26 protein-coding genes and 1 pseudogene are annotated in these 25,738 nt (G+C 63.1%); 8 read left to right on the forward strand and 19 right to left on the reverse strand.

Going from position 1 to position 25,738, the window contains the following annotated elements:
* The first annotated feature begins 98 nt into the window (after positions 1-98).
* On the forward strand, positions 99-407 hold the full coding sequence (locus AC731_RS15220; protein WP_002931382.1) for a P-II family nitrogen regulator: 309 nt from the start codon (positions 99-101) through the stop codon (positions 405-407).
* Between the two features lie 70 nt (positions 408-477).
* Positions 478-1,353 (forward strand): universal stress protein, encoded by an 876-nt coding sequence (locus AC731_RS15225; protein WP_031347445.1) that lies wholly within the window; start codon positions 478-480, stop codon positions 1,351-1,353.
* Here the strand turns inward: AC731_RS15225 and AC731_RS15230 are convergent.
* The 6 genes and pseudogenes from AC731_RS15230 to AC731_RS15255 all read right to left on the reverse strand — a co-directional run bounded on the left by AC731_RS15230 (position 1,350) and on the right by AC731_RS15255 (position 8,705).
* Positions 1,350-2,240: a mechanosensitive ion channel family protein gene (locus AC731_RS15230; protein WP_002937768.1), complete on the reverse strand. Its 891-nt coding sequence runs from the start codon at positions 2,238-2,240 to the stop codon at positions 1,350-1,352. The two genes, AC731_RS15225 and AC731_RS15230, sit on opposite strands and share 4 nt — an antisense overlap.
* Before the next feature lie 3 nt (positions 2,241-2,243).
* The gene (locus AC731_RS15235) at positions 2,244-2,729 is read right to left on the reverse strand and encodes a phosphate-starvation-inducible PsiE family protein (protein WP_002931390.1); all 486 of its coding nucleotides are present in this window, start codon (positions 2,727-2,729) and stop codon (positions 2,244-2,246) included.
* 75 nt (positions 2,730-2,804) lie between these two features.
* The gene (locus AC731_RS15240; protein WP_031347444.1) at positions 2,805-5,513 is read right to left on the reverse strand and encodes a cation-transporting P-type ATPase; all 2,709 of its coding nucleotides are present in this window, start codon (positions 5,511-5,513) and stop codon (positions 2,805-2,807) included.
* Between the two features lie 212 nt (positions 5,514-5,725).
* Positions 5,726-6,100: a hypothetical protein gene (locus tag AC731_RS15245; RefSeq protein ID WP_002937770.1), complete on the reverse strand. Its 375-nt coding sequence runs from the start codon at positions 6,098-6,100 to the stop codon at positions 5,726-5,728.
* 78 nt (positions 6,101-6,178) lie between these two features.
* Positions 6,179-7,633 (reverse strand): annotated as a pseudogene (locus AC731_RS15250) (efflux RND transporter permease subunit); the annotation flags it as partial.
* A gap of 436 nt (positions 7,634-8,069) precedes the next feature.
* Entirely contained in the window at positions 8,070-8,705 is a 636-nt protein-coding gene (locus AC731_RS15255) for a cation efflux transmembrane domain-containing protein (protein WP_002924842.1), read from the reverse strand.
* A 103-nt stretch (positions 8,706-8,808) separates the two neighbouring features.
* On the opposite strand from AC731_RS15255, the gene cadR reads away from it, so the two are divergent.
* Entirely contained in the window at positions 8,809-9,243 is a 435-nt protein-coding gene (cadR, locus tag AC731_RS15260) for a Cd(II)/Pb(II)-responsive transcriptional regulator (RefSeq protein ID WP_002940122.1), read from the forward strand.
* Positions 9,244-9,337: 94 nt separating this feature from the next.
* Here the strand turns inward: cadR and AC731_RS20165 are convergent, their stop codons facing one another.
* Entirely contained in the window at positions 9,338-9,760 is a 423-nt protein-coding gene (locus tag AC731_RS20165; RefSeq protein ID WP_198291793.1) for a hypothetical protein, read from the reverse strand.
* Between the two features lie 73 nt (positions 9,761-9,833).
* Between AC731_RS20165 and AC731_RS15270 the strand changes: the two genes are divergently transcribed.
* The 3 genes from AC731_RS15270 to AC731_RS15280 are packed head-to-tail and all read left to right on the forward strand — an operon-like array spanning position 9,834 to position 11,247.
* Positions 9,834-10,259, forward strand: coding sequence for a disulfide bond formation protein B (locus AC731_RS15270; RefSeq protein WP_225433332.1), 426 nt, complete (start codon positions 9,834-9,836; stop codon positions 10,257-10,259).
* The gene (locus AC731_RS15275) at positions 10,256-10,912 is read left to right on the forward strand and encodes a DsbA family protein (protein WP_002940125.1); all 657 of its coding nucleotides are present in this window, start codon (positions 10,256-10,258) and stop codon (positions 10,910-10,912) included. The genes AC731_RS15270 and AC731_RS15275 overlap by 4 nt, the downstream gene beginning before the upstream one ends.
* Entirely contained in the window at positions 10,909-11,247 is a 339-nt protein-coding gene (locus AC731_RS15280; protein ID WP_002940142.1) for a YnfA family protein, read from the forward strand. Before AC731_RS15275 ends, AC731_RS15280 begins: the two co-directional genes overlap by 4 nt.
* A gap of 48 nt (positions 11,248-11,295) precedes the next feature.
* Here AC731_RS15280 and AC731_RS15285 read toward each other — a convergent pair whose 3' ends face one another.
* The 8 genes from AC731_RS15285 to AC731_RS15320 all read right to left on the reverse strand — a co-directional run bounded on the left by AC731_RS15285 (position 11,296) and on the right by AC731_RS15320 (position 19,956).
* On the reverse strand, positions 11,296-11,793 hold the full coding sequence (locus tag AC731_RS15285; RefSeq protein ID WP_002940144.1) for a hypothetical protein: 498 nt from the start codon (positions 11,791-11,793) through the stop codon (positions 11,296-11,298).
* A gap of 122 nt (positions 11,794-11,915) precedes the next feature.
* Positions 11,916-12,317: an ArsR/SmtB family transcription factor gene (locus AC731_RS15290; protein WP_004367291.1), complete on the reverse strand. Its 402-nt coding sequence runs from the start codon at positions 12,315-12,317 to the stop codon at positions 11,916-11,918.
* 164 nt (positions 12,318-12,481) lie between these two features.
* Positions 12,482-12,868, reverse strand: a complete 387-nt coding sequence (locus AC731_RS15295) for a hypothetical protein (RefSeq protein WP_037983370.1) — start codon at positions 12,866-12,868, stop codon at positions 12,482-12,484.
* 41 nt (positions 12,869-12,909) lie between these two features.
* Positions 12,910-16,029, reverse strand: coding sequence for an efflux RND transporter permease subunit (locus tag AC731_RS15300; protein WP_004248730.1), 3,120 nt, complete (start codon positions 16,027-16,029; stop codon positions 12,910-12,912).
* Between the two features lie 15 nt (positions 16,030-16,044).
* A complete protein-coding gene (locus AC731_RS15305; RefSeq protein ID WP_002924861.1) occupies positions 16,045-17,157 on the reverse strand; it encodes an efflux RND transporter periplasmic adaptor subunit in 1,113 nt (370 codons plus the stop codon).
* A complete protein-coding gene (locus tag AC731_RS15310) occupies positions 17,154-17,717 on the reverse strand; it encodes a hypothetical protein (RefSeq protein ID WP_002924863.1) in 564 nt (187 codons plus the stop codon). Before AC731_RS15310 ends, AC731_RS15305 begins: the two co-directional genes overlap by 4 nt.
* Positions 17,718-17,734: 17 nt before the next feature.
* Complete coding sequence (locus AC731_RS15315; RefSeq protein ID WP_039921668.1) at positions 17,735-19,003, reverse strand: TolC family protein; 1,269 nt, start codon at positions 19,001-19,003, stop codon at positions 17,735-17,737.
* Between the two features lie 614 nt (positions 19,004-19,617).
* A complete protein-coding gene (locus AC731_RS15320) occupies positions 19,618-19,956 on the reverse strand; it encodes a DUF4148 domain-containing protein (RefSeq protein ID WP_004248732.1) in 339 nt (112 codons plus the stop codon).
* A 169-nt stretch (positions 19,957-20,125) separates the two neighbouring features.
* Between AC731_RS15320 and AC731_RS15325 the strand changes: the two genes are divergently transcribed.
* Both AC731_RS15325 and AC731_RS15330 read left to right on the forward strand, forming a co-directional pair.
* On the forward strand, positions 20,126-20,812 hold the full coding sequence (locus AC731_RS15325; protein WP_002924878.1) for a heavy metal response regulator transcription factor: 687 nt from the start codon (positions 20,126-20,128) through the stop codon (positions 20,810-20,812).
* A 2-nt stretch (positions 20,813-20,814) separates the two neighbouring features.
* Entirely contained in the window at positions 20,815-22,152 is a 1,338-nt protein-coding gene (locus AC731_RS15330) for a heavy metal sensor histidine kinase (RefSeq protein ID WP_048707302.1), read from the forward strand.
* 207 nt (positions 22,153-22,359) lie between these two features.
* Here AC731_RS15330 and AC731_RS15335 read toward each other — a convergent pair whose 3' ends face one another.
* The 4 genes from AC731_RS15335 to AC731_RS15345 form a co-directional block, all read right to left on the reverse strand.
* Entirely contained in the window at positions 22,360-22,896 is a 537-nt protein-coding gene (locus AC731_RS15335) for a hypothetical protein (protein ID WP_048707304.1), read from the reverse strand.
* Between the two features lie 104 nt (positions 22,897-23,000).
* Complete coding sequence (yidD, locus tag AC731_RS20450) at positions 23,001-23,318, reverse strand: membrane protein insertion efficiency factor YidD (protein ID WP_082794349.1); 318 nt, start codon at positions 23,316-23,318, stop codon at positions 23,001-23,003.
* A gap of 350 nt (positions 23,319-23,668) precedes the next feature.
* Positions 23,669-24,853: an IS91 family transposase gene (locus AC731_RS15340; RefSeq protein ID WP_048707283.1), complete on the reverse strand. Its 1,185-nt coding sequence runs from the start codon at positions 24,851-24,853 to the stop codon at positions 23,669-23,671.
* A gap of 12 nt (positions 24,854-24,865) precedes the next feature.
* Positions 24,866-25,714 (reverse strand): tyrosine-type recombinase/integrase, encoded by an 849-nt coding sequence (locus tag AC731_RS15345; protein ID WP_048707287.1) that lies wholly within the window; start codon positions 25,712-25,714, stop codon positions 24,866-24,868.
* Between the last annotated feature and the right edge of the window lie 24 nt (positions 25,715-25,738).

Here is a 25,738-nt window from a genome sequence, read left to right on the forward strand (position 1 = left end):
CGGTGGCGCTTGGGTTCGCGGCCACCGCGTCAGCGGTTTAGTTCAACGTGCTTTATTTTCCGTTTTCTGAGACGACCCCAACCAGATGGAGCTAACCTGTGATTCTGGCAACCGAAAAACGCGTTCTGTTTACCGTGATCACCGAAGCGACGCTTGAACAGCCCTTGCTGCGCGAGCTAGATCGCTTGGGCGTTCGTGGCTACACCATTTCTGACGCCCGCGGCAAAGGCAACCGCGGCGTGCGTGATGCTGCTTGGGGGGAGACCGCGAACATCCGAATCGAAGTCATTTGCACTCGCGAACTTGCCGAACGCGTGCTCGAGTTCCTGCACAAACACTATTATGCCAACTACGCGATGGTCGCATTCGTGCAGGACGTAGAGGTCATTCGCCTCGACAAGTTCTGACCATGCCCCATCGGCACCGAATGTTCGGAGACGGGGTTGTCCAGACAACAGCATTCATGGGGGGGGGATCATGATGAGTGCGATAAAACGGATCCACGCAGCAACCGATTTTTCTGAGCTGGGTAACGAAGCAGTGCGTCGAGCAGCGATCATCGCAGCACGCGAGGATGCGGAATTGCTGGTGACCCACGCGTTCCCCCGGCAGAGTGCGTTTGACGCCGTCTTTGCCGGCGAACACGACCTTCAGGATCGGATGCGTGCCCTAGCCGAGGAAAATCTCGCTGCGCAGATCAAAGCGGCGCAAAGTTGCGGTGCGACTCGTGCTCGCGGTGAGATCTTGACCGGCTCCGCGCGTCGTGTGCTGGCGGAGACTTCTGACATCTTTCGCCCAGACCTTTGGGTGATCGGAGCGCACGGCAGCGGTCTGTTACAACAGTTCCTGCTCGGCGGTACAGCAGCGCACATTCTGAACAAGGCCTCGTGTCCGGTACTGGTCACGCGCAGGGCGGTCGAAGGAGACTATCGTCGTGCATTGGCTGCGGTGGACCTGGGCCCACGCTCAGAGGCGGTGTTGCGCGCGGCCTTGATCGTGGCGAAGCACGCCGGGGTCAAGTTGCTTCATGCCTACGCTGCGCCATTCGAGGCCAAGTTGCGGAACAAGCGCTTCCCAGAAACCGAAATCAAGCGTCTGGCGGAAAGGGAGTTCCTTGTTGCCCAGCGCAACCTCGATGCCCTCCTTGCTGACCCGGAGCTGGTCGGGATCGACATTGAGAGCGAACTCTCACACGGAAAACCCAATACGGTCGTGCCAGATGCGGCTCGCGCACTCGGCGCGGACGTGATCGTTGTTGGCAGACACGGGGGAGGCCGTATTCGCGAGTCCTTGATCGGGAGCGTTCCGCGCTTTCTTGCCTATTACGCCCCCTGCGACGTGCTGGTGGTCTAGTTATCAGTCATCAAGCTCGGCGCAGCCCATCCAGTTGCCCCTAAATCAGAACGTTGCCGACTGACTTCGAGCCAGATCGCTCTGAACACCGACTGTTCGACCTTCAGTCGCATTGCGACCGGGCAGGTTATACGGATGATGAGCATGAGATGCTCAGGATCAACAAAATCCCAGAGCACCTTGATCCGGCCTGACGAGTAGGAGATGAAGTCCTCGTTCGCGAGTTTACGGAAGTGCGCTTCAGCCTGCTCCTGCCATTCACGGGTCGCAAGTTCTGCAGCCGTTCTAGCGGTGTCTTCGATGCTGACAAGGTCGCACACCATCGCAGCCGGAACGGGAACCCTCATCAGGTGCAGCACGTATTCGCCGGTGGGCGATACATTCTTGACCGGTGTGGTCAGCAGCAGGCCGTTGGGAAACTCGACAACCTTCCCCGTGACTTGCCCTGCATGGCCATACTCGGCCAAGGTGGTCGCGAACATGTCGATATCGACGACTCGGCCGCTGAACAGGCTGGATTCAATAAGGTCTCCTACCTTGAAAGGCCGGACCAGTGTCAGATAGAGGTAGCCGAGCACACACATCAGCAGTTCCTTGCTGACGATCAGCATAGCACCCGCGACCGCAGCGAGTGACAAGGCAAAGCCCGCGATCGTTGACGCCCAGACCGAAATGATCACGAACAATACGACAAACCAGATGGTGTTGCGGACCCACACCAGGTGAACCCGACGCTTCTCGTTGGAGATGACCTCTCCGCGCGCCAGGTAGCGAGCCCAAAGATGTGTCAGCGTGGCGCCCACCAAAACCATAAGGACGGTTGCGATCGCCCTCTCCCATTGACCAGGAATGGCAATGAAGAGGCGCTCGAGGCTATCGATTGGCATGCGTCACCCTTCTCCGCAGACTACTTTGTGCTTTCTCGGTCTGATCACGATCAGGTAGTAGCCAACTGCGAGGGCGAATGTGATCGCCGCGGTACCGTAGAGATAGCTGGGTTCGACGTCGTTGAAGTCGAGAATGATCACCTTGCGTGAGATCGCCATCAGCGCAGTTCCAAGCACGATCTCCACCGCAAGGTGGTGGCTTTTGTCACTCTCGGCGTAAAGGATGATGTTGTGATAGATCTCTATCGCTATCAGAACCGCCATGAAGGCCCCGAAGGTCGCCAGTATGTCCTTGATCTCGAGCAGCATGAATGGCGGCGACATCAACCTCTGATACAAGACATAAAGAACGTCGGCGACTCCCCAGATGATCACCAGAACCATGATTACCGCCAGCACGCGGGCAACCCGCCCGATGATCCAGTTCAGTAAAGGGATCGTGCCCCCCATGGTCTCTTGCTTAACGCCCTTCTCGTTGCTTGTATTCATCTACGCCTGCGTGAAATAACTTGATTCCAAGGGGGTGCGCACCGTTACTCGGCCGGCCCGCGCGAGCCGCCGGTTTCAGTGCGTTACCGTGCTGCTTGCGCCACGTCTTCTCCAAGCCTTCTCGCCTTCGATCACCAGATAAATGGCGAGGCCGACGGCAACGATCAGCCCCCAGTCGATCCAGCCGATCGGCGCCGTGTGGAAAAGCTTGTTCATCAGCGGAATATAGGTGAACAGCAACTGCACAGCCATCATCGCCCCGATGCCTGCCCAGATCCAAGGATTACTGAACAGCCCGAGACGGAACATGGAGTACCGCAGCGAACGGCAGTTGAGCAGATAGAATGATTGCCCGACCGCGAAGACGTTCACTGCGATCGTCCTCGCCTCCTGCTCGCTGCGCCCGCTATACAACGCCCATTCGAACAGGCCGAAGCTACCCACGAGAAGCAGCAGGCCGACCAGCAGGATGCGTTTGATCAATTCGCCGTTGAGGATCGGTGCCGCGGACAACCTTGGCGGGCGACTCATTATGTCCCGCTCCCGTGGCTCGAAAGCCAGGGTGAGGCCAAGTAGCACGGCCGTGGTCATGTTGATCCACAGCGCCTGAACCGGCAGCACCGGCAGCGGCTGCGCCGCCATCACCGCAGCGATGATCACCAGTCCCTGACCGGCGTTGGTCGGCAAGATCCAGGTGATGAACTTGATCAGGTTGTCGAATACGCCGCGGCCCTCTTCTACAGCAGCTTCGATGGTGGCGAAATTGTCATCGGTGAGCACCATGTCCGCGGCCTCCTTCGAGACATCCGTGCCGGTGATGCCCATCGCGACACCAATGTCGGCCCTTCGCAGCGCCGGCGCGTCGTTTACGCCATCGCCGGTCATCGCGACCACCTCCCCGCGTGCCTGCAAGGCCTCGACCAAGCGCAGCTTCTGTTCGGGCGTCACGCGTGCAAACACCGCCGTGTGCGCGGCAACGTCGATCAAGTCGGCATCAGGGATCTCTTCGAGCGCGCGCCCAGTGAGTACCCCCGCATGTCCCGAGGTGTGCAACAAGCCTATCTGGCCGGCAATGGCAGCGGCGGTCGCGGCGTGATCGCCCGTGATCATCTTGACCTTGATCCCCGCTTCCTGGCAGGCTCGCACTGCGTGGATCGCCTCCTCGCGTGGCGGATCGATCATGCCCTGCAGACCCAGAAAGGTGAGGCCGTCGCAGACATCCTGATGATCGATGTCGGTAGTCCCGCGCGCTACGGCCATCCGGGCAAACGCCAGCACCCGTAGTCCGTGACCGGCCATTGCATTGACCTGACGAAGGACCTCATCAGCGTCGAGCGCGCCCACCGAACCGTCTACTCCGAGCATGACCGTGCAACGCTCGAGGATCTTTTCAACCGACCCCTTGAGATAGACGACCGGGTTGTCGCCGCCGTGCAGGGTGACCATGTATTGATGTTGCGATTCGAACGGAATCGTCTCCAGCCTGGCGGCACGAGCGTTTTCGGTCCTAGCATCGAGACCGGCCTTGCTGGCCGCGACCAGCAGCGCCCCCTCGGTGGGGTCACCCTCGATTCGCCAGGCATCACCGTCACGCTTGAGCACCGCGTCATTACAGAGGAGGCCGGCACGCAGCAACTCGCGCACAACCCCGTGCTCGGCGGCTGAGTGACGCTCGCCATCAAGTCGCAACTCGCCCTCCGGCGCGTAGCCGATGCCGCTGAGCTCGAACGACTGTCCGTCGACCCAGAGTCGCTGGACCGTCATCTCATTGCGAGTAATTGTTCCTGTCTTGTCCGAGCACACCACGGTAGTGCTGCCGAGCGTCTCGACCGCAGGCAGGCGACGGATGATCGCGTTGCGTTTTGCCATGCGCGCTACGCCAATGGCAAGTGTGATGGTGAGCACTGCGGGCAGCCCCTCCGGGATCATCGCAACCGACAAGGCAACGGCGGCCATGAAGAGGTCCACCCAATACTGCCCATGCCACAGGCCCACGGCAAAGGTCAGGCCAGCCAGCCCCAGGATCGCGTAGAGTAGCAGCCTGCTGAAGTGGGCGATCTTGCGCGTCAGCGGTGTGGCGATTACCTCGGCGCTGGCTATGAGCTCCGAAATGCGGCCGATCTCGGTGCTGTCCCCGGTGGCGACAACGACGCCGACCCCTGTACCGTAAGTGACCAGGGTTGAGGAATATGCCAGGTTCGTGCGGTCGGCGAGTGGCGTCTCGAGTTCCAGAATGCCAGGGAACTTGTCCACCGGCACTGATTCACCAGTCAGAGCCGACTCATCGATTTGCAGGCTGCGGCTGCGCAACAGAAACAGGTCTGCGGGCACCTTATCGCCGGAGGCGAGAAGGACGATGTCACCTGGTACGAGCCCGGCTGCGTCGATGCGCTGCTTTTCTCCGGCCCGCAATACGGTGGTCTCCATCTTCAAGGTGCGCGACAGCGCCTCGAGCGCATTGAGCGCCTTACCCTCCTGCACGAATCCGATGATCGAGTTGAGCAGCACCACGCCGAAGATCACCGCTGCATCGACGAAGGCCCCCAAAGAGAGCTTGATGATCACTGCAATAAGCAGAATGTAGACCAGCGCCTGATTGAACTGCAGCAGAAACCTCAACAAGGGTCCATCGCCAACTCGCCTGGCCAGCGAGTTTGGTCCATGTTGATGTTGTCGCTCTTCTACCGCAACCCGATCCAGGCCTGTCTGCCCATTCGTGGCAAGCAGTCTCAGCACCTGTTCGCCGGTCAGATGGTGCCAGTGCTTCTGCTTCGGGTCGCTCACTTGTGATCCTTCATTCGAATTGCGGCCGCAGGCAGATGGATGAGTGGGATTTTACCGCGTCACTCTGCGGGCCGGTCAAACTCATGCACTGGCCTGCGCTTGACGCGCCGCCAGCCCGTTGGCCGGCAAGGCGTCTGGGCGCTGCGCGACTCCCCAGCGGTGGGGGTGTCGCCGCCGCCCCCCTCCGCTGCGACTGCCGGCGCGCTGAGCGCTCAGCGCACGGTGAAACGCACGGTAATGGCCTTCTGGTCGGCGGTGTTGATTGCGGCCACCACCTTTGCCCCCTTGGCGATCGTGACGCCCCTGGCTTCGAGCTTGTCGCCGCTCACGACCAGCGGGGCTTCCGATTTCTCGGTGCCGTTGAGCACAGTCAGCTTGCCGCTCATGCCGGTCGGGACCATGGGCTTGCCGTGATCCTCGACATACAGCATGGCAGCCCCCTCGCCGGCAACGAGTTCGAACGACAGGTCGCTTGCGGTCTGCACGACGCCGCCGTGCTTGGGGGCGGCACCGCCATGCGCGAGTGCCGGGGCGGATGCAAGGGTGGAGCAGGCCAGGATGGCAGCTGCGAGGAACTTGGTGATCATGGGTGATCTCTCCTTGGAAACGCGGTGCGCTTGGCGCAGGCGGCACCGCGAGTGCCTGGTTCTTTAACGAGCGCGTGCTCAGAAAGCCTCGCGCGCGTCGGCCACTGCCGGCGTTTGCGCATCCTCGCCGAGCAGCCGCTCGGTCGGCTTGCGACCGAACATCCAATACATGACCGGGGTAAGCAGGGTATCGAGCAGCGTCGAGCTGACCAAGCCACCGAAGATCACGACCGCGACCGGGTGCAGGATCTCCTTGCCCGGGGCATCGGCGGCCAGCAGCAGCGGCGTCAGTGCGAAGGCTGCAACCAGGGCCGTCATCAGCACCGGCGTCAGCCGCTCGAGCGAGCCGCGCACGATCATGGCCTGGCTGAAAGTCTCGCCTTCGAACTTGCACAGGTTGATGTAGTGACTGATCTTGAGGATGCCGTTGCGCGTGGAGATACCCGCCAGCGTGATGAAGCCCACCATCGACGCCACCGACAGTTGTACCCCGGCGATCCACATCGCCAGCACAGAGCCGATCAGGGCCAGCGGGATGTTCGCCATCACGATGCCGGCCAGCACCGCCGACTGGTAGCGCGAGTACAGCACCAGAAAGATCATCACCAGCGACACCACCGACAGGCCCGCGATCAGGCGCGTGGCCTGCTCCTGGGCCTGGAACTGACCTTCCAGACTGATGAAGTAGCCGGTGGGCAACGCCTGCCCGGCGATCACGCCGCGCACGGCAGCGATCACCTCGCTCATGTTGCTGCCATCGGTGTTGCCATAGACGACGATGCGGCGACGACCGTTCTCGCGTCCGACCTGGTTGGGCCCATCGGTCTCCTCGACGCTGGCGATGGCCGACACCGGCACGCGGCCGGCAGGGGTGTCGATCAGCATCCGCGCCAGATCCTGCGGGCCGCGCCGCTCATCGGGCAGACGCAGCACCAGCTCGTAGCGGCGCGGACCGTCCACGATCTGCGCGCCGTGAGCGCCATCGGTCAGCGCCTGCAGCACGCGGATCGCCTCGCCGGGCGACAGCCCGAGCTGGGCGGCCTTGCGATGGTCCAGCCGCACGGTGATCTGCGGAATCAGCACCTGCTTTTCGACCGTCAGGTCGACCAGGCCGGGCACCCCGCTCAGCCCGGATCGCATCTGTTCGGCCAGGCCGCGCAGCGTGTCGATGTCGTCGCCGAATATCTTCACGGCCACCTGGGCGCGCACGCCCGACAGCAGGTGATCGAGGCGGTGGCTGATCGGTTGGCCGATGGCCACCTGCGCCGGCAGCACCGAGAGCCGGTCCCGGATGTCGGCCATGATGGCCTCGCGGTCGCGCCCGCTGCGCTTGAGGTCCACGTCGATCTCGGCCGAGTGCACGCCTTCGGCATGCTCGTCGAGCTCGGCACGGCCGGTGCGGCGGCCGACCTGGGTCACCTCGGGAACCTGGCCGATCAGCAGTTCGGCCTCACGCCCCATCCGGTTGGCTTCGGCCAGCGAGGTGCCGGGCTGCATCACCAGGCCCAGTACCAGCGAACCCTCGTTGAGGGGTAGATCAAGCAGTCGTGTCACCAGCCGCCATTTCGATCACGGCAATGGCAGCCGGGCGTTCACGTTCAAATTGTTCCGGTCTGGATGAGGCCGACTGACGTCTCGGATGGCGCGTGACATACGAGCGCTGTGACTCCTGCAGGGGCGACTCAACAGCCTGACCGGACGGCGAGCATCGGCCCTTCTCACGTATTCGTCATGTCAGCTTTGACGCTGCGCACGCGACGGCACCCGACCCCGAGCGGTCGTTGCGACTTCCGCAAAGCTGCCGGTCAGGTACCCAGGGATTCCACGAGTTTCGCTGCTCCGAAGCTGCCGTTCGTGACCTCACGCACCCGGCCATCAGCTGCCCGTCCTCCTCTCCACAATCCTGCCATCCTGATGGCCGCTGGGCCTCGAAACCTGTCATTGCCTCAAGCACGTCGCTCCGCTGTCCTCATCCCTTCTGATGGACTTGTCGTGCGTCGCCGATGTCGCGCCGGGCGTGAGCGACGATGACAAGCCCCGACCACAGCGCGAGCCCGGACATCACCAGTGCAACGACAAGGTCCGGCAATGCGCTTCCGGTACCGAAGACGCCTGCCGCCGCCAGGATCACCGCGAGATTGCCGATCGCATCGTTGCGGCTGCACAGCCACACCGAACGCATGTTCGCGTCGCCCGCGCGAAATCGATACAACATCATCGCCACCCCTGCGTTGGCGAGCAGTGCGAGGATGCCGACCACGCCCATCGTAATCGGCTCAGGCGTCACGCCGTGCTGGAAGGCCCACAGGGCGCGTGCCATTACAACGGCGCCGAAAAGCACCATCGCCACGCCCTTGAGCAAGGCCGCGCGTGCCCGCCATATCAATCCCCACGACAGCACCGTCAGCGACAGCGCATAGTTGGCGGCATCTCCTGCGAAATCGAGGGCGTCGGCCCATAGGGCGACCGAACCGACTGCAAGGCCGGCGACGAATTCGACCAAGAACATCGCCGCATTCACGATCAATGCAATCCACAGTGCTTGGCGGAAGCGCGGGCTCGCTGCGCTGGCATCGCAGGTGGAGTGGGAACAACAGCCGGCCATGGTTTTCTCCTTTACGTGGGCGAGGGGTGCATCACACACCCTGTAGCCACTACAGGGTCAAGCGGTTAAGCTGTTGGGCGGTTGCAATGAGGAGATGCAGGCGATGAAGATCGGTGAATTGGCCAAGGCCGCGCACGTCGAGGTCGAAACCATCCGCTACTACGAACGGATCGGTCTGCTCCCGGCGCCTTCCCGCAGCCCCAATGGATATCGGGCCTACGCGGGTGGGCACCTTGAGCGCCTCGCGTTCATCCGCCACTGCCGGGCACTGGACATTGCCTTGGTCGACGTCGCGCAACTGCTGCGCTTCGTGGACGACCCCACAACCGACTGTGCTGAGGTCGACGCGTTGATCGACTCCCAACTCACCCGTGTCCGCGCGCGTCTCGACACCCTGCAAATGCTCGAGCGCCAACTCGTCGCCCTGCGCAACCAGTGCGGTGCCCCCGATCGTGCGGCGCAATGCGGCATCCTGCATGAGCTCGAGGCGCCGACGCGGGGGGATGTCTGTGTGTGCCACGATGAGCATGCGCAATGATCTGCGGTTCGGTGGCGGCGTGACCACAATGTGGGGTGCCAGCGCTCCGGTACGTTCATGGTCGCGATATGAGCCGTCAGCCAACGGGCCGGAGTTAAAATCGTCGCCCATGCACCGTTGGCTTGCCATCTTCTTCCTGCTGCTCGTTCCACTTCAGTTCGCTTCGGCGGGCCTGGAGGCGTACTGCTTGGAATCGGCCGGTTTCGCGACCAGCCACGGCGACCACCATCCACATACCTGTCAGGTGGATGAAGGCGATGAAGGGATGAAAGGGCAGCTTCACGCCGACTGCGGTTTCTGCCAGATCCTGGCGAGCGCGGCACTGCTCGATGCGGGTCGTCTGCCATTGACAGGACTGGGCCATGTCCTCGTCGACGCCGGGCGGGACTTCAACGCGTCTGCGCTGGTCACCGAGCCTGAACGCCCCAAGTGGCGCCTCGCTGCCTGAGCGGCAGCCCACCCCTGTCTTCCCCTCGTCTTCGAGCGCGCGCCGCACGGTAGCGGCGGTGTGCTCCATTGCGGACGTCCGGGCACTGCCTATGGCGTCCGCCCCTCCCGAAGCCTGGGAACCAACCCTCGAGATCGACTCGATGCACGACAAACGAACCCAATGGTGGTGGCTGATGGCCGCCTGGGCCGTGGCTCTGGTATCCACGCTGGGCGCGCTCTTCATCGGTGAAGTGATGGGCATGACGCCCTGCGTGCTGTGCTGGTACCAGCGGATCGCCATGTTCCCGCTCGCCCTCATTCTGGGCATGGCCGTGTTCGCCGAGGACCGGCGCGGTGCGGTGTATGCGCTGCCATTCGCGCTCGCTGGTCTCGCGCTGGCCGCCTATCACAGCGCACTGATCGCAGGCTGGGTGCCACAGTGGTGGGTGCCGTGCGGCACCGGCCCCTCGTGCAGCCAGCAAGCCCTGGTCATCCTTGGCGACATCCAGATTCCCTGGCTATCGCTGGCGGCCTTCCTCGCCATCGCCGCCGCCCTGACGATTTATCTGATAAGGACCCGTAAATGAACACACGAAAACTCCTGGCACTCGCCGTGTTGCTGATCCTCGGCCTGGCCTTTTACTTCGGCATGGATGCCTATCGCGACCGCACACAGGCCGAGCAGGACACGCGCGTCGCTGTGGAAGGAAGCCGCCTCGTGCGGATGCATACCCCGATCATCGGGCCGCAGAACGCGCCGGTCACCATCGTCGAGTTCTTCGATCCCGCCTGCGAGACCTGCCGCGCCTTCTATCCGATCGTCAAGCAGATCATGGCCCAGCATCCGGACAAGGTCCGGCTTGCGCTGCGCTATGCGCCCTTCCATCACGGCTCGGACCAGGTGGTGAAACTGATCGAGGCTGCGCGCAAGCAGGGACTCTACACCCCGGTGCTCGAGGCGCTGCTGGCCACGCAACCGGAGTGGGCCGACCACGCGGCGCCCAACATCGGCATCGCCTTCGAAGCAGCCGCCCGCGCCGGCCTGGACATGGGACGCGCCCGGCAGGACATGGAGACGCCCGAGATCCAGGCCGTGCTCGCGCAGGACATCGAGGATCTGACCGCGTTGCAGGTCAGCAAGACACCAACCTTCTTCGTCAATGGACGCAGCCTGCCGAGCTTCGGCCCCGAGCAGTTGGCACGCCTGGTAGCGGAGGAAGTGGGTAAAGTGCAGCCGTGATCGGTTTGTTCAAGCTCGCCGGCCTGTTCGCCTTGACGGCCGTGGCCGAGATCGTCGGCTGCTATCTGCCCTGGCTCGTGTTGAAGCAGGGCCGGAGTGCCTGGCTGCTCGTGCCCGCAGCGCTGTCGCTCGCCGCCTTCGCCTGGCTGCTGACACTGCATCCGACTGCAGCCGGGCGAACCTATGCCGGTTACGGCGGCATGTACATCGCGGTCGCGTTGGTGTGGCTTCGCGTCGTGGATGGCGTTGCGCTGACCCGCTGGGATGTCGCGGGCGCCGGCGTCGCGCTGGTCGGCATGGCCATCATTGCGCTGCAACCGGCCGCCTCTCCCTGAAAGTATCATTGTTGCTTCTCGGGGCGCTCTGGCGACCGCAAACACCGCTCACCTCATCCACATGTACTGCTGGTGTCGCATCATGTGGTCCATCATCATCTGCTGCATCGGCATGTATTGATCCATCATGTACTGGCGCTGCCTTTGTTGTTCGGGCGTAAGCGTCGAGTAGTAGCCGCCCATATGGCCCCATCCCATCATTGGGCCCATCGTCATTCCGGGCCCCATCCCCGGGCCGCCCATGCAGCAGCCCATGCCGCCGCCCGGCCCCCACATGCCGTGCATCAGCTGCATGTTGTTCTGCATCGTGGCCCAGTGCTCCTGGAGTAGTTTTTGCCGCGCTTCGGGATCCTGAGTCTGGTTGATCTTGTCCATCTGCTCTTGCATCTTCTTCATGTTCTCCTGCGCCTGCGCCATCCGCTTGTCGAACTCCTGCACGTTGGGCGGCTCGAGGTTCGCTTGGGCACCAGACGCCGGCTGGGCGAGAGCGGGCATGGACGAAAGTACAACGGCGGACAACGCGGCTGCCAGGATCGTGTTCTTCATCTCGATTCTCCTATGTCACAAGCGGAGGCCATGACGGTCTTGTTACGACGGACCGATGACCACTGGGGATTGCGCCCGGGGACGGGCAGCGGGGGGAAACGGCGCGCATCGGCGATTGATGTTCATCTGGCCCCCGTCGCTAAGTCAGAAGTCTGGATGCCCACCCGGCAACGGCCGTCTTCGCGCAAGCAGATGCGCTCGCGGAATCGTCCAAGATCACCCGAGAAGACATCATCCTCATCGGGTACCGAGCGAATCAGATCGGACAGGGGCCCCATCGTCGGCGAGCCGGTTACCAGCCGATGGTAGAGCCAGCGGCCATCCTTGATGGCGCTCAGCAGGCCAGCCTGACGCAGCGTTTTCAGGTGGCGAGAGAGCTTGTATTGCAGCTCTTGGAGGCTGTCCACCAATTCGCATAGACAGATCTCTTCGCCGGTGTCTACGAGCAGACGCATGATGCGAATGCGGGTGCGGTCGGCCAAGGCTTGGAAGACTTCTTCGGGTTTGACGGTGATGAGATGCATAGTTGCATCATAGTGCAAGCGTGCAGAACCGCTGAGCCGTCTGCGCCGCGAACAACATCTGCGGGGCAGGCCGCTGGTTAACTCACAACAGTGCTTTCAACTTGCTACCGCCGAGCGCCTGAGGTGACCGCCTGCGCGCCGTTGCCGCAGGCGGTCGGGCGGAGTCACTTCAGTGTGAAGCGTGCCGTGGTGGAAGGCTTGCCCGGAAGGGTGACAACCGCGACCAGCTTGGTGCCGGCGCCGACCTTGAAGCTACCCTTGGCTTCGAGTCGATCACCTGCAGGCTTGAGTTCGACATCTTGCTTGTTTGCGCCAGACAGCAGCGTGAGCTTGGCACTGCCGTTTGCCACATCAACAGGCTTGCCGTGATCGCGAAGATGCAACTGGATCACCTCGGGCTTGGCAACGAGTTCGAGATCGAGATCCTTGACCTCGACCACCACGCCTCCATGCATCGATTCATGCTCGTGAGCATGGTCATGCTCGTCGGCTGCAAAGGCGGGGCCCACAGACACGAGAGCAGCGAGGGCGACGACTTTTGAGAACTTCATGGTTTTTCCTTTCTGGTTTGCATGAGGCGGGTTAAGCAGCGTCAGAATGCTTCGGCGTTTCGATCGTCGAGCAGACTCTCTGCATCGCGGCGGCCGAAGAGCCAGAACATTGCAGGGGTAAGGAAGGTATCCAGCAGGGTCGAACTGATGAGGCCCGAGAAGATCACCACGGCCACCGGATGCAGAATCTCGGTACCCGGGCGCTCGGCCTCGAACAGCAGCGGTGCAAGCGCAAACGCGGTTACCAGTGCGGTCATCAGCACCGGCGACAGGCGCTCGATCGAGCCCCGCAGGATCATCGTGTGGTCGAAGCTCTCGCCCTCGATACGCATCAGGTTGAGGTAATGACTCACCTTGAGGATGCCGTTTCGCACCGAAATACCTGCAAGCGTGATGAAGCCGACGAGTGCCGCCACCGACAGCGGCTGACCGGAGATCCACAGTCCAATCACCGCCCCGACCAGTGCGAGCGGAATGTTCGCCATGATGAGCGCCGAGAGTCGAACCGACTTGTAGCGGCTGTAGAGCACGACGAACATCAGCACGAGTGAGACGATCGAAAGCAACCCGACCAAACGGGATGCCTCTTCCTGAGCTTGGAACTGCCCGCCGAGGGTGATGAAGTAGCCCTCGGGCAACTTAAGGTCGGCCACGACGGTGCGGATGTCCTCGACGACCTCCGATAGCGGACGCTGCTGCGCATTGGCCGAGAGCACGATGCGGCGCTTACCGTCGTCCCGGCTCACTTGGTTCGGACCGTCACCATCCTCGATCGACGCCAGCTTCGACAAGGGCACATGTCCGGTCGGCGTTTCGATCAGGATCTGAGCCAGCCCGTCGACCGAGCGCGCCGTTTCCGGTAGGCGAACGACCAATGCGAACCGTCGACCACCCTCGACGATCTGGGTGACCTTCTCGCCCTCGACGAGGTTTTGCAGCGCGGCCAGAATCTGCGGTGCCGGCACCCCGTAACGGGCAGCGGCCGCATAGTCGATCCGCACCTTGATCTGCGGCGCGAGCACTTGCTTCTCGATCTCCAGGTCAGCGAGCCCCGGAATGGCGGCAAGCCGCGTTCGCAATACGTCAGCCTGACCGCGCAGGGTGTCGAGATCCTCGCCGAAGATCTTGATCGCGATCTGCGAGCGCACGCCCGACAGCATGTGGTCGATGCGGTGTGAGATCGGTTGCCCGATCGCGATCGCAGCTGGCAGATTGACCAGTCGCGACCGGATGTCTGCGGTGATCTCACCCATTGAGCGGCTCAGCTCACCGGCGGGTTTCAGCCCCACATCGAGCTCGCTGACGTGGACACCTTCCGCATGCTCGTCAAGCTCGGCCCGCCCGCTTCGGCGCCCGACGTGCGTCACTTCGGGAACCTGTTTCACGAGCACTTCCGCTTGCTGCGCGAGCACGGTCGACTCCGCCAGGGTAACGCCCGGGTTGAGCCGCATGCCGATCAGCAAGGTGCCTTCGTTGAACGGCGGCAGAAAGGTCGTGGGGAAGAACGGTACCGCAGCGGCAGCAATTGCCACCGCAACCGCACCCGCGGTGACGGCCGCCCTGGGGTGCTCGAGCACCCCCTGCAACGCCCCGCGATAACGTGCCTTGAGCCAGGCGAGCAAGCGCGTGTCACCGTGATCGAGGGACTTCATCCGGGGAAGCAGGTAAAAGGACAGCACCGGCGTCACGGTCACCGAAACGACCAACGAGGCGAGCGTGGAGACGATGAACGCCACGCCGAGCGGCACGAACAGCCGCCCCTCCATGCCAGGCAGCGCGAACAGCGGCAAGAACACCAGCACGATGATGATCGTCGCGTAAAGGATGGCCGAGCGCACTTCCATCGTTGCGCGCGCCACGAGTTCGATCGGGTGAAGCCGATGGTCGTGATGCTTTGCGCGGTCCTCCTTCAATCGGCGCAGCACGTTCTCTACGCCCACAACCGCATCGTCGACCAAGCCGCCAATCGCAATCGCGAGACCACCAAGGGTCATCGTGTTGATCGACTGCCCGAAATACTTGAAGACCAACGCCGTCATGAAGATGGACACCGGAATCGCGGTGAGCGCGATGATCGTCGGGCGCAGGGTGCCGAGAAAAAAGAAGAGGATTGCCGCAACGAACACCGATGCGCCAATCAGCTTACCCTTGAGCGTGCTGATCGATGCCTCGATGAAAGTCGCCTGCCGGAAGGTCACCTCCGGCGCATCCATCCCGGCCGGGAGCGATATCTTCATCTCTTCGAGCGCGGTTTCGATCGAGCGAGTCAGGTGAATGGTGTCCGCCGTAGGCTGCTTCTGAATGCCGAGGATGACGGCCGGCTTGCCCTCGAAGCCCGCATCCCCCCGTTTGGGCGCCGCTGCGAAGGTCACGGATGCGATCTGACGCAGCAGGATCGGCTGGCCATCTCGCGCAGTGATCGCGAGGTTCTTCAGATCCTCCAGGCTCGAGGTCCGACCGAGATGGCGGATGAGATACTCGCGCCCGTTCAGTTCGAGAAAGCCCCCCGAGGTGTTCGACGAGAAGCCTCGAATCGCCCCTTCCAACTGCTCCAACGAAACACCGAGCTCAGCCATACGGCGGGTGTCGGGCTGAACCTGGAACTGCCGCACCTCTCCGCCAATCGGGATGACTTGCGCGATGCCGGGGATCGCCATCAGGCGCGGACGAAGAACCCAGTCCGCATACTCTCGGACCTGCATCGGCGAGATCTTCGCCGTGTCGATCGGGATCGCGATCTGCATGATCTCGCCCATGACCGAGCTGATCGGCCCCATGCGCGGAATCACGTCTTCAGGCAACCCTTCCTCCATGGCTGAGAGGCGTTCCGACACCATCTGCCGGGCGCGGAAAATCTCGGTACTCCAGTCGAAGGTCACGTAGATGAAGGACAGCCCCGAGCTCGAGGTAGAGCGCACTGACTCCACGCCGGGCAAACCATTCATGGTGGTCTCGAGCGGAAAGGTGATGAGTTGCTCGACCTCCTCCGCCGCCATGCCGCCGGCTTCGGTCATGATCGTGACCGTCGGCTTGTTGAGATCCGGAAATACGTCCACGGGTGTTCGCGAAAGCGTGAACGCACCGTAGGCCATCAGTACCAGGCTGGCGATAATCACCAGCAGCCGGTTACCAAGGCTGTTGTCGAGTAGCCACTTGAACATCGGATAGACTCCCGGTCAGCGGATCTGGTTGATCAGCGTGGCGGCACGGGAGGCGACCCGCTCGCCGGCTTCGAGGCCGGACGTCACCGCAATGTTCACGCCGTCCAGCGGCGCGATCGTGACGGTCCGGGACTCGAAACGTTCGGGCGCCGTCTTTACCCAGACGATGGTTTGGTTTGCCGAATTCTTCAGCACCGATGCTGCGGGAACGCTTACACCCTGCTGCGTGCTGCGCGACTGGACGAAGACCTCGACCGGCTGCCCCACGGCAAGAAAGGCCAGCGCTTCCCCTTCGGCTGCAAAGGTGAGCGGCAAGGCCTGCTCGCGCAGGCTGCGGGCGGCGCCGATGAAGGTGAGCGGGATCCGCTGGTCGCCGACCGCAAGACTTGCAGAGGCGACATCCGCCGCTATTTCTGGATCATAGGAGAGCGCCTCGACACGCAGCCGCTTCGGGTCGACGATCTCGAACACGAGCTCGCGCGCATCGACCACTTGGCCTGACACGGCGTTAGTCGATGCGATCACACCGCTGACGGGTGCGGTCAGGACATCACGGGCATTGAGGCCACCACCGATCGCTTTCGATCTGGCCCTCAGGCTGGCAAGCTCGCTTTCGGCCGCCTCGATCTCCTTGCGCGGTACCGTGTCGGCGAGTTCCTTCAGACGCGCAAGGCGCTTTTCCACAAGGGCCCTGGCCGCGTGCAGCTCGGCCAATTGCGCCATCTGGTTAGACCGCTCGATCTGGTCCGTCGAAGGACTAACGTAAGCCAGCACGTCCCCCTTCTTCACGGCCTGACCGACGCTTGGCAACCCCTGCGGGCCCGCCTCCAGGCGCCCAGCCACCATGGCCTGCACCTTTCCGCCGGCATTCGGGTCCATGACCACCTTGCCGGCCAGCGCGGTGGTACGCGGCAATTCGCCGGCTTCCGTAACCAACGTGCGAACACCGATCTGGCGTTGTGCCGGCTTTGGCAGAAAGACACTGCCATCGGCTTGCCGTTGTGGCCCATTGCCTCCTGCCACAACTGGACCTTCATCGCCATGATCATGGCCTTCGCCAGCAAAGGCATTCCACGAGGCACTGGCCGATACCAGCGCCAGCGCAGCAAACAGTACGCTCAGCTTCACGCGGCACCTCCAGTCGAGCGATTACGCGAATTCCCCTTGCGAAGCACAACCCAGCCGATGAGGCCTAGCACAAGCCCCCCCGCGCCTGCCCCAATTGCGTAGGGTTTCATGTCCAATTCGGCAACCTCTTCGTGCGCCTCGGCGGCGGTCTCATGCAAGTCGAGCTCACCAGCGAGCAAATCGGCGTCCTGACCGGCAATCACCGTTGCCGTGACAGAGACGACACCCGGCTTGAGCGTCTCCTCGAGCGTGGCCTCGAACTCACCGTCGGCATGGGGCGTGAGCGCAACGGCCTTCCCATCGAGTTCCAGATCGACCTTTGCGTCCTTGACCGGACTGTTGTCAGCGAAGTGGTCAAGATAGACGGTGACGTTCTTGCCATTCACTACGCCGACCAGCTCGAAGAGTTCCGAGACGGCGGTAAATCGCGGCAATGCCGGGCCCGCTGTGGTCGCGGGCGCTTCTCCATGGTCGTGTCCGTCACCGGCCAGCGTTTGCGGGGCAAGCCCGGCAAGCACGGCAGCGAGGCTCCATGCCGCGAGGGTATGAGTGGATTTCATTTTGGGGATCCTGTTATTCATTCGGGAAGCAGGCCCAACGCTTGGCGCTGGGCCGAGATGGCGGCTGCCAGATCAATACGCGCGCGCGCGCGCTCGCGTTCGGCCTCGGCCGCCTCGAATTCGATGCGCAGACGGGTCGGCAGATCGGCCTCACCGAGGCGGAACGCCTTCTCGAAGAAGCCGCGTGACGCCTGTGCGAGGTCGGAGCGCCGTTCAGCAGCGGCGACCTGCTGCCGTCTCAATTCGACGCGCTGGTGCGCCATCTCTGTTTCGGCCAGCAGACGTTCGAGTTCGATCTGGAGTTGCGCCTCGGCCTCGATGGCCTCTGCATTGGCGCTTGCAACGCGGGACCGGCTGCGCGAACCGGAACCAAGCGGAATGCGCAAGCCCAGCGTGACTGTCTGTTCCCAGGATTCACCCGATGCGCCGCGTTCGCGGGTGGTCGTGACACTCAACTCCGGATTCGCGCGGCCCTGAACGCTGGCAAGGGTCATCGTGCGCCGCGCAACGTCGACCCGATCACGCAGCTCGGCCACTGCAGGGTGCGCCGTCTCAAGAATCTGTGTCGGTGTCGCAGCGGACGGGACGGGCTCCGGCGCAGACACCCCGCCGGATGAGCGTTCTGGCCCGATTCCAGTGAGCGTGCGCAACTGCTGTGCAGCATCTGCAAGGGCGCTTTCTGCCTCGGCGACGGCGGCTTCAGCTGTAGCTTGCACACCGTCGGCCTGATGCTGATCTGCGCGCGCCAGATCACCCGCCTTGATGCGCTTGGCCACGTCGGCGGCCAGTTCGCGGGCGTTCTCGAGACCCGCCCTCGCCAGCGTCACATCTACGCGCGCGCGTTGCCAATCCCAATATGCTGTGCGTACCGCTGCAGCGGTGCGCAACTGCGCGCCGCGAGCCCGGCTCGCCGTGGCAGCTATTTCGGCAGTGGCGAGGGCTGCAGTGCTCGAACGTTCGCCCGACAGCCAGATCGGAACCGCGATGCCGACCTCGTACTCACGGCTCCCGCGATTGCTGTCCAACTGATCGGTTTTTCCGGCTACCTCTAGGGCGGGCGGTTCGACAAACCAACTGTCGGCACTGTCGCGGCGCGCTTGCGCCGCTTCCTGTTGAGTCGTGAGCGACAGCGCTTCAGGCTGGCGTGCCCATGCTGCCTCGAAAGCGTGCTTGAGGGATAGGGCGGTACTTGGAGCCGGGGGGGCGGGCTGCTGCGCCCAGGCACCATTGACGGCAAGGCCGAGCATTAGCCCAGGCAGCCATTTGAGACGAAGTTGCTGAAACATCCAATTCTCCGTTGATGTAAAGACACGGGGAATCGGCAGAGGGCGATCGGACCGATCGCAATGGACGCGTGACGCTACCGCTCAAAGCGGTAGGAACATCAAGAGGGAATGAAGGCGACCGCCCTGCCGATCAGGCTGGGCGGGCCCATTTAGGGCGTTCGGGCTCTGCGGGATGCTCCGCAAGTGAGCACCCAGGTGTGACGCCGATGGGGAGGGATGCCTGATGCTGTGTGAATAGCGCGCTGGACTCACTCGTTACTGCTGAAGAGCCCACCACCTGGCACGATGCGCAGTCTGTGTGTGCGCCCTTCGTGAAGCCCCCTTTTTCCTTGCCTTTTGCATCTTCGGTGTGACGATGCGCGTGATGACCAAAATGATTGGCTGCGGCACCGGATTCGTGCGCGCAGTAATCGCCCACCGCCGCCCAACTCAGTTGGGCAGGCAGCAGGATCAAGAGGAAAATCGCAAGCCAACGACGCATGGCGCGGATTCTATCAATAAGGATTTGCTATCGTCGACAGCGACGGTACCAATGGGCAGACCAAACGGCGCTTTACGAGAACCTGCTGGGCGAAACGCCTGGACGGCCCGACGTCTCGCGCCGATAGGTGGCTTCAGGAGCCACTGTACAGTTCATTCATGTACGCGCGCTCTGTCGGGGTCATGTCGACCAGCTCCTTGAGGACTTCTGCACGGGTCTTGCCGGGTCCGGAAGCACGCGAGGGCACCGCGAGGCCACGCTGCAGGTAGAAATAGCTGCCATCGGCCTTTGCCTGTTCGAGCTCGCGCAACACCTCGGCGCGGGTTTTCGTGCTCGTGGAGTGATCCGGATGGAACGTGAACCCCTGCTCGCCGGGAGCGGGATGCCACAGCGAGCTGGCTTGCGCAGCCGCAGGAACGACAAGGACGGCAGCAAGAAGCGAAAAAAGGGCAGTGGTGCGAGTTTTCGACATGACGAGACTCCTTCGTTCAACGTGAGAGGTGGCGTTCGGCATAAGCCGCTTGGCGTCGCCTTGCACCGAACACGTCGCGGACTTTAAGGGTCCATCCTCGTCGAATCGCGAACTGCCAGATTACGATTTCGTAATGTGATGGTTTCGGCATCTCCGCGATAATCGCTGCATGAAGATTCTGGTTGTGGAAGACGAGCCCAAGCTCGCCGAATACCTACGCAGGGCGCTCACCGAAAGCAATTACATCGTGGATGTCGCGCACAGCGGCACGGATGGCCGCTATCTCGCGACCGAAGGGCATTACGACCTCGTCCTCCTCGACGTCATGCTTCCGGGGCTGGATGGCTATGCCGTCTTGCAAGAACTGCGTCGGGGCAAACACGTACCCGTCCTGATGCTGACCGCGCGGGACGAGGTCGAGGATCGGGTCAGAGGCCTGCAGGCGGGTGCCGACGATTACCTGGTGAAGCCGTTTGCTCTGTCCGAGTTGCTCGCTCGCGTGCAGGCCTTGTTGCGGCGCGGTGCCTTGCGCTCGGATAGCCAGGATTCAACGGTGCTCCGTTTGGCGGACCTCGAACTCGACCTGGTTCGGCGCAAGGCGTCACGATCCGGGCAGCGCCTCGACCTGACCGCCAAGGAGTTCACGTTGCTGACGTTGCTGCTGCGCCGGCAAGGGCAGGTCCTTTCCCGTACCGCGCTCGCAGCGCAGGTGTGGGACATGAATTTCGACAGCAATACGAACGTGGTCGAAGTTGCGGTGCGCCGGTTGCGCGGCAAGATCGACGACGCTTTCGAGAAGAAGTTGTTGCATACCGTGCGCGGCATGGGATACGTCCTTGAGGACCGGAAGCCCTGAGAATGCGCAATCCGCGTTCGCTTAGCCGCTGGTTATCGTGGTGGCTCGCCGTGCTGGCCTCGCTGGGGCTCGGCTTGGTCTGCTCGATCGTTTACGTGGGCGCGAGTCTAAATCTCTCCAACAAGCAGACGGACGAACTGCGGCACAAGCGGGACATAGTGCGCCATCTCGTCGGCGAGATCGCAACGCGGGACGCGTTGCCGAGCCTGCGTCACAAGCTCGACGACTTCTTTGTGGGCCATGCCAACCTCGAGTTACGGCTGATCCAGGGATCTGACGCTCTTCTGTACGCAACTCCGGCGCGTTCAAGCCCCGGCGCAATCCTGCGGCGGGATGAGTTCGAAATCTCCGTGCCATGGTCGCCCACAACCATGCTGCGCGCCGAATTGATACTCGACAGCAGCGCCGACGCGCTGCTTTTGGAGCAGTTGGCCTGGACGCTACTCGCGAGCGCCCTTGGTGGAGCGGCGGCCATCTCAGTGGGCGGCGCATGGCTCGTTCGTAGAGCGCTCTTGCCTGTTCGCGACCTGGCTCGACAAGCAGCGGCCCTAAGCCCGGAAAGCGTTGGACAGCCGCTTGACGGCTCCGCCCAGGCACAGGAGCTTCAGCCGTTGGTCACACAATTCAACGCGCTCCTGGTTCGATTGAACCGCGCATATCAACAACTGGAAGGGTTCAACGCCGATGTCGCTCACGAGCTGCGCACACCGCTGGCGACCTTGATTGGTGAGACCGAGCTAGCTCTGAGTCGTCAGCGCGATGTCGCCGAACTGCGCGATGTGCTCGGATCGAACCTCGAGGATCTTCAACTTTTAGCGGGGCTGGTCAATGACATGTTGTTCTTGTCCCGGGCCGATCGCGGGGAGCGCGCCCGTCGCCACCGTGTGGATAGCCTGGCCGAACTGGTGTCCGAGGTCATCGAATTCCACGAAGCGTCAATGCAGGAGGCCGGCGTGACTGCGCGCTTACGCGGTGACGGCATGGGCACAGTCGATGCTGGGTTGGTTAGGCGTGCGCTCTCGAACCTGCTCGCCAATGCGACCCGTTTTGCAGAGCGCGGATCGGTGATCGAGGTCGATATCAAGCAGGACGCAGATGGCCGCATTTGCCTGTCTGTCAGCAACACGGGCCCTGTCATCCCCCCGGAGCATTTGCCTCGTCTATTCGACCGCTTTTATCGGGTTGATGGGGCCCGCGAACATCGCGACCATAACCACGGGCTCGGCTTGGCGATCGTAGCTGCGATCGCGCGAATGCATGGCGGCGCCACCTTTGTGCGGTCAGCTGCCGGAACGACGAGCGTTGGCCTTACCATGACCGTTATGGATAGCTGTTCATAACGGCCAGTAGCGGCCCGTGGCCTATGTGCGTTGGGCTGCCTGCTTCACGCAGAGACCTGCCACAGGACCAGCTACGCCATGAGTGTCTCTTGTGGGTCGGGACGCGACGAGCAACCTTCTTAGTTCGGCGCCGGAAACCGGCCGCTCAAGTTTCGCATCCCGAAAGCTGCCGGACGCCATCGAGTGCAGCCGACCCGATGCTGCCGTTCAGCTTTGATGGAAGCTGCCAGTCAACGTGTTAGGCCGCTTACGGTTGGAAAGATGACTGAGTAGCAAGCCGGCGAGGCCGCCAACGAGCAGCGCAAGAATGCCGCCTGGCGACAAAACTATGACGAGCCCAAAAGCCGCGAAATAGGAGTTGAGCGGACCAGGAGCGAAGAAGACAGCGAACAGCGTAGATGTGCTGAGAGCCGTAAGAATTGTGATGGTAACGCCCGTAATGCTTGCAACGACTTTGGAGCGGCCGACCAGAAAACGATGACTGGCCGCTGCGATTAACGCAGCAATCACGGCTGCGGGGATACCCAAGAAGAGGCCAATAGCAGGAGAGTATTCAGGCCCGGTGCCTCGGAATACCCACAGCACAGCCAGCAAGGCGGCCACTGCGAACACAAACGCGCAGAAACGCCGACTGACGGGATGGTGGTCGAAAAGGTTGCGTTCCACCTCAGTCGCCTTGACGGTGAGAAAGACGATGCCAAGAGGAATCGAGATCGCTAGCAGAAGCACAATCAGTCCAAGCATGGGGTGTGTGGCCTAACGTGTAGGTGACCGGCCTCGCGCGGCCTTGTCGCGCGAGGTCCAGCGACCGAAGGGAGCGAGGTCGACCGGAAGGTTAGAGGTTTCGTTCACGACAACCATGAGAATAGAGAGCATCCAAGACACGCCCCCTCCGCGCAGTAATCGGCCTTTCTTCCGGATGCGTCCTTCCCAGACTTAGACTGGCGAATCTCTTCTGCGGCCTGGGCACACAAGACGAAACGACGTCGCATTTGCCGCCAACCAACAACGAGCCCATGTTGTTGGAAGGCGACCTTGGCATGAGCTGAACATGATTGGCCACCGTGGTGTACCCGGAAAGCACACACGAAGCCCTTGTGAGGAGAAATGAAGCGTTGATATGCCGTGATAAGTGAGGCAACGACAGTGGCGGCGCACGACGTCATTGATAACCTCTAACGAATAGGGTTTATCCCTCGCGCCGCAAGCGCCGTTCGGTGCGCAGGCGCCTGCCGCGAGGGATAAGCCTTGTTGAACTGAACCGCCGCTCAGGCGGTGATACTGGGGATTCTACGCGCGGGTCATCCACATCGGATAGCGCGCGGCAGGGTCGGGTCAGCAACGAGTATCCGACGCCGCTGAGCCGCTCGCGACCATCGCCGTAATGGGCCGCGATCGGGTGCCGGCCGTGCATCCGGCGTGCGGTGTCGGTCGCGTTCAGCAGACGGGGGACGTGCCACGGCCTGCCGGTGCGGACGTTGCATCGGCAAGGGCCGAGACGGGGGAGCGTGAGTGTTCATGGCGGCCCATCCCGACAGCGCGGTGCAGGCGCGGGCGGATCGTACCGGCGAGCCATGACGATCTCGACCGTGTGCCAACGCCCGACCCCACAGTGCGGGCAGCATCGCGGGTCCTCACCGCTCACGCGGGCGAGGAAGTCTGCGGCCGCTTCGATCACCGCCGGCTGCGGTGCCGGCGTCTGGAGTGCCACACGGGCGGCGGCGAGCCGGGCCCGCTTGTGGCCGCAGGCGAGCAGCCCGTAGTGGCGCAGGCGCTTGAAGCCGGCCGGCAGCACGTGGCGCAGGAAGCGTCCGATGAAGGTGTCGGTCGGCAGGCTGACCGTACGTTTGCCACCGGTCTGGTTGTCGCGCACCCGAAGGCGCACCTGGCCCGCATCGCAGCCAAGCAGGCGGTCGTTCGAGAGCGCCACGCGGTGCGTGTAGCGGGCAAGGTAGTCGAGCACCTGGGCGGGTCCGCCGGGCGGCGGCTTGGCGTAGACCACCCAGTCGTGCGCGAGCAGCGCACGACGTCGGGCTTGCCATGCACCCGGCGCAGCGCTCGGATCGTCGGCCAGCTCGCCGCTGCGGTGGGCCGCGTCGAGCCGCGTGAGGAGCTTGCCGCGAAACACCTTCGAGGCGGCCTGGACGGGAAACAGGAAGCGCGTACCGCGCGCCGGTGTGCGCCATCTGCCCTCGGCGTCGAGCCCGCCACAGGTGATCAGGGCGTGCACATGCAGGTGCATGCGCAGGTCCTGGCTCCAGGTGTGGAGCACGAGGCTGAAACCGGGCACGGCGCCCAGCCAGCGCGGGTTGGCGGCGAGCTCGAGCAAGGTGGCCGCCGCACTATCGAACAACGCACCGTAGAGCCAGCGCGGGTGCCGGATCGCCAGTGGATTGAGCGCGTGGGGCAGCGTGAACACCCAGTGTGCGTAGGGCACCGGCAGCACCTCGCGCAGGCGCGCCGCACGCCAGGCCTCCTTGGCCCGCGTCTGGCACTGCGGGCAATGGCGGTTGCGACACGAGCGCCAGACATGGCGCTCGGCGCCGCAGTTTGCGCAACGCTCGCGTACGCCGCCGAGCGCGGCGGTGCGGCAGTCGACGATGGCACGCCAGGCCCGCGCCTGGGTGGGCGACAGCGCATGGCTGCTGCGGTAGCTGCTGCCGTGCGTGCGCAGGATGCCGGCCAGCGTGGGCCGGTCCATGGCCGCTCGGCCTCAGAGCCGGCGCAGCAGATCGAGCGGGCTGTCGTGGGGGATTGAACCCGGACGCGCCAGATGCAGGTAGCGCTGCGTGGTCGACAGGTGGCCGTGGCCCAGGAGCTTCGCGAGCGTGGCAAGATCGACGCCGGCCTCCAGCAGATGGGTGGCGAAGGCGTGGCGTAGCGTGTGGATGCCGCCCGTCTTGGTGATGCCGGCCCGATCGCGGGCACGGTAGTACGCACGTTGCGCACTGCTGACGTCGAATGGCCGGGCGGCGTCGGTGGTGCGAGGGAACAGCCAGTCGCGGGGTTTGCAGATGCGCCAATAGACGCGCAGCGCTTCGAGCAGGCTCGGACTGAGCAGCGTGTAGCGATCCTTGCCACCCTTGCCCGCCACCACCCTGATGCACATGCGATCCGGCGCGCTGTCGATGTCGGCGACGCGCAGCGCGCACACCTCGGACACCCGCAGTCCGGCCGCGTAAGCCGTCATCAACAGCGTGCGCGTGCGCAGATTGGCGGCCGCCTCGAACAGGCGCGCCAGTTCCTCGCGCGAGAGGATCTCCGGCTGACGCTGCGGCGTGTGCGCGTAGGGAATCGTGATGGCCTCGGCCGTGCGGCCCAGCACGATGTCGAAGAAGAACTTCAGGGCGCACACGGCTTGGTTCACGGTGGTGTAGGCCAGGTGCCGCTCGGTGATCCGGTGCAGCAGCCAGGCCTTCACCTGTGCGGCATCGAGGCGGTCGGGACTGCAGTGGTAGTGCGCGGCCAACTGCGCCACCACCGACAGGTAGGCCTGCTGCGTGCGCCGTGCCAATCCGCGCAGCACCATCGCGTCGATCATCTGCTGACGTAAGGGGCTCATGACACTTCTCCTTGAACGCGGGGA

The sequence above is a fragment of the Thauera humireducens genome, from assembly GCF_001051995.2.
Taxonomy (GTDB): domain Bacteria; phylum Pseudomonadota; class Gammaproteobacteria; order Burkholderiales; family Rhodocyclaceae; genus Thauera; species Thauera humireducens.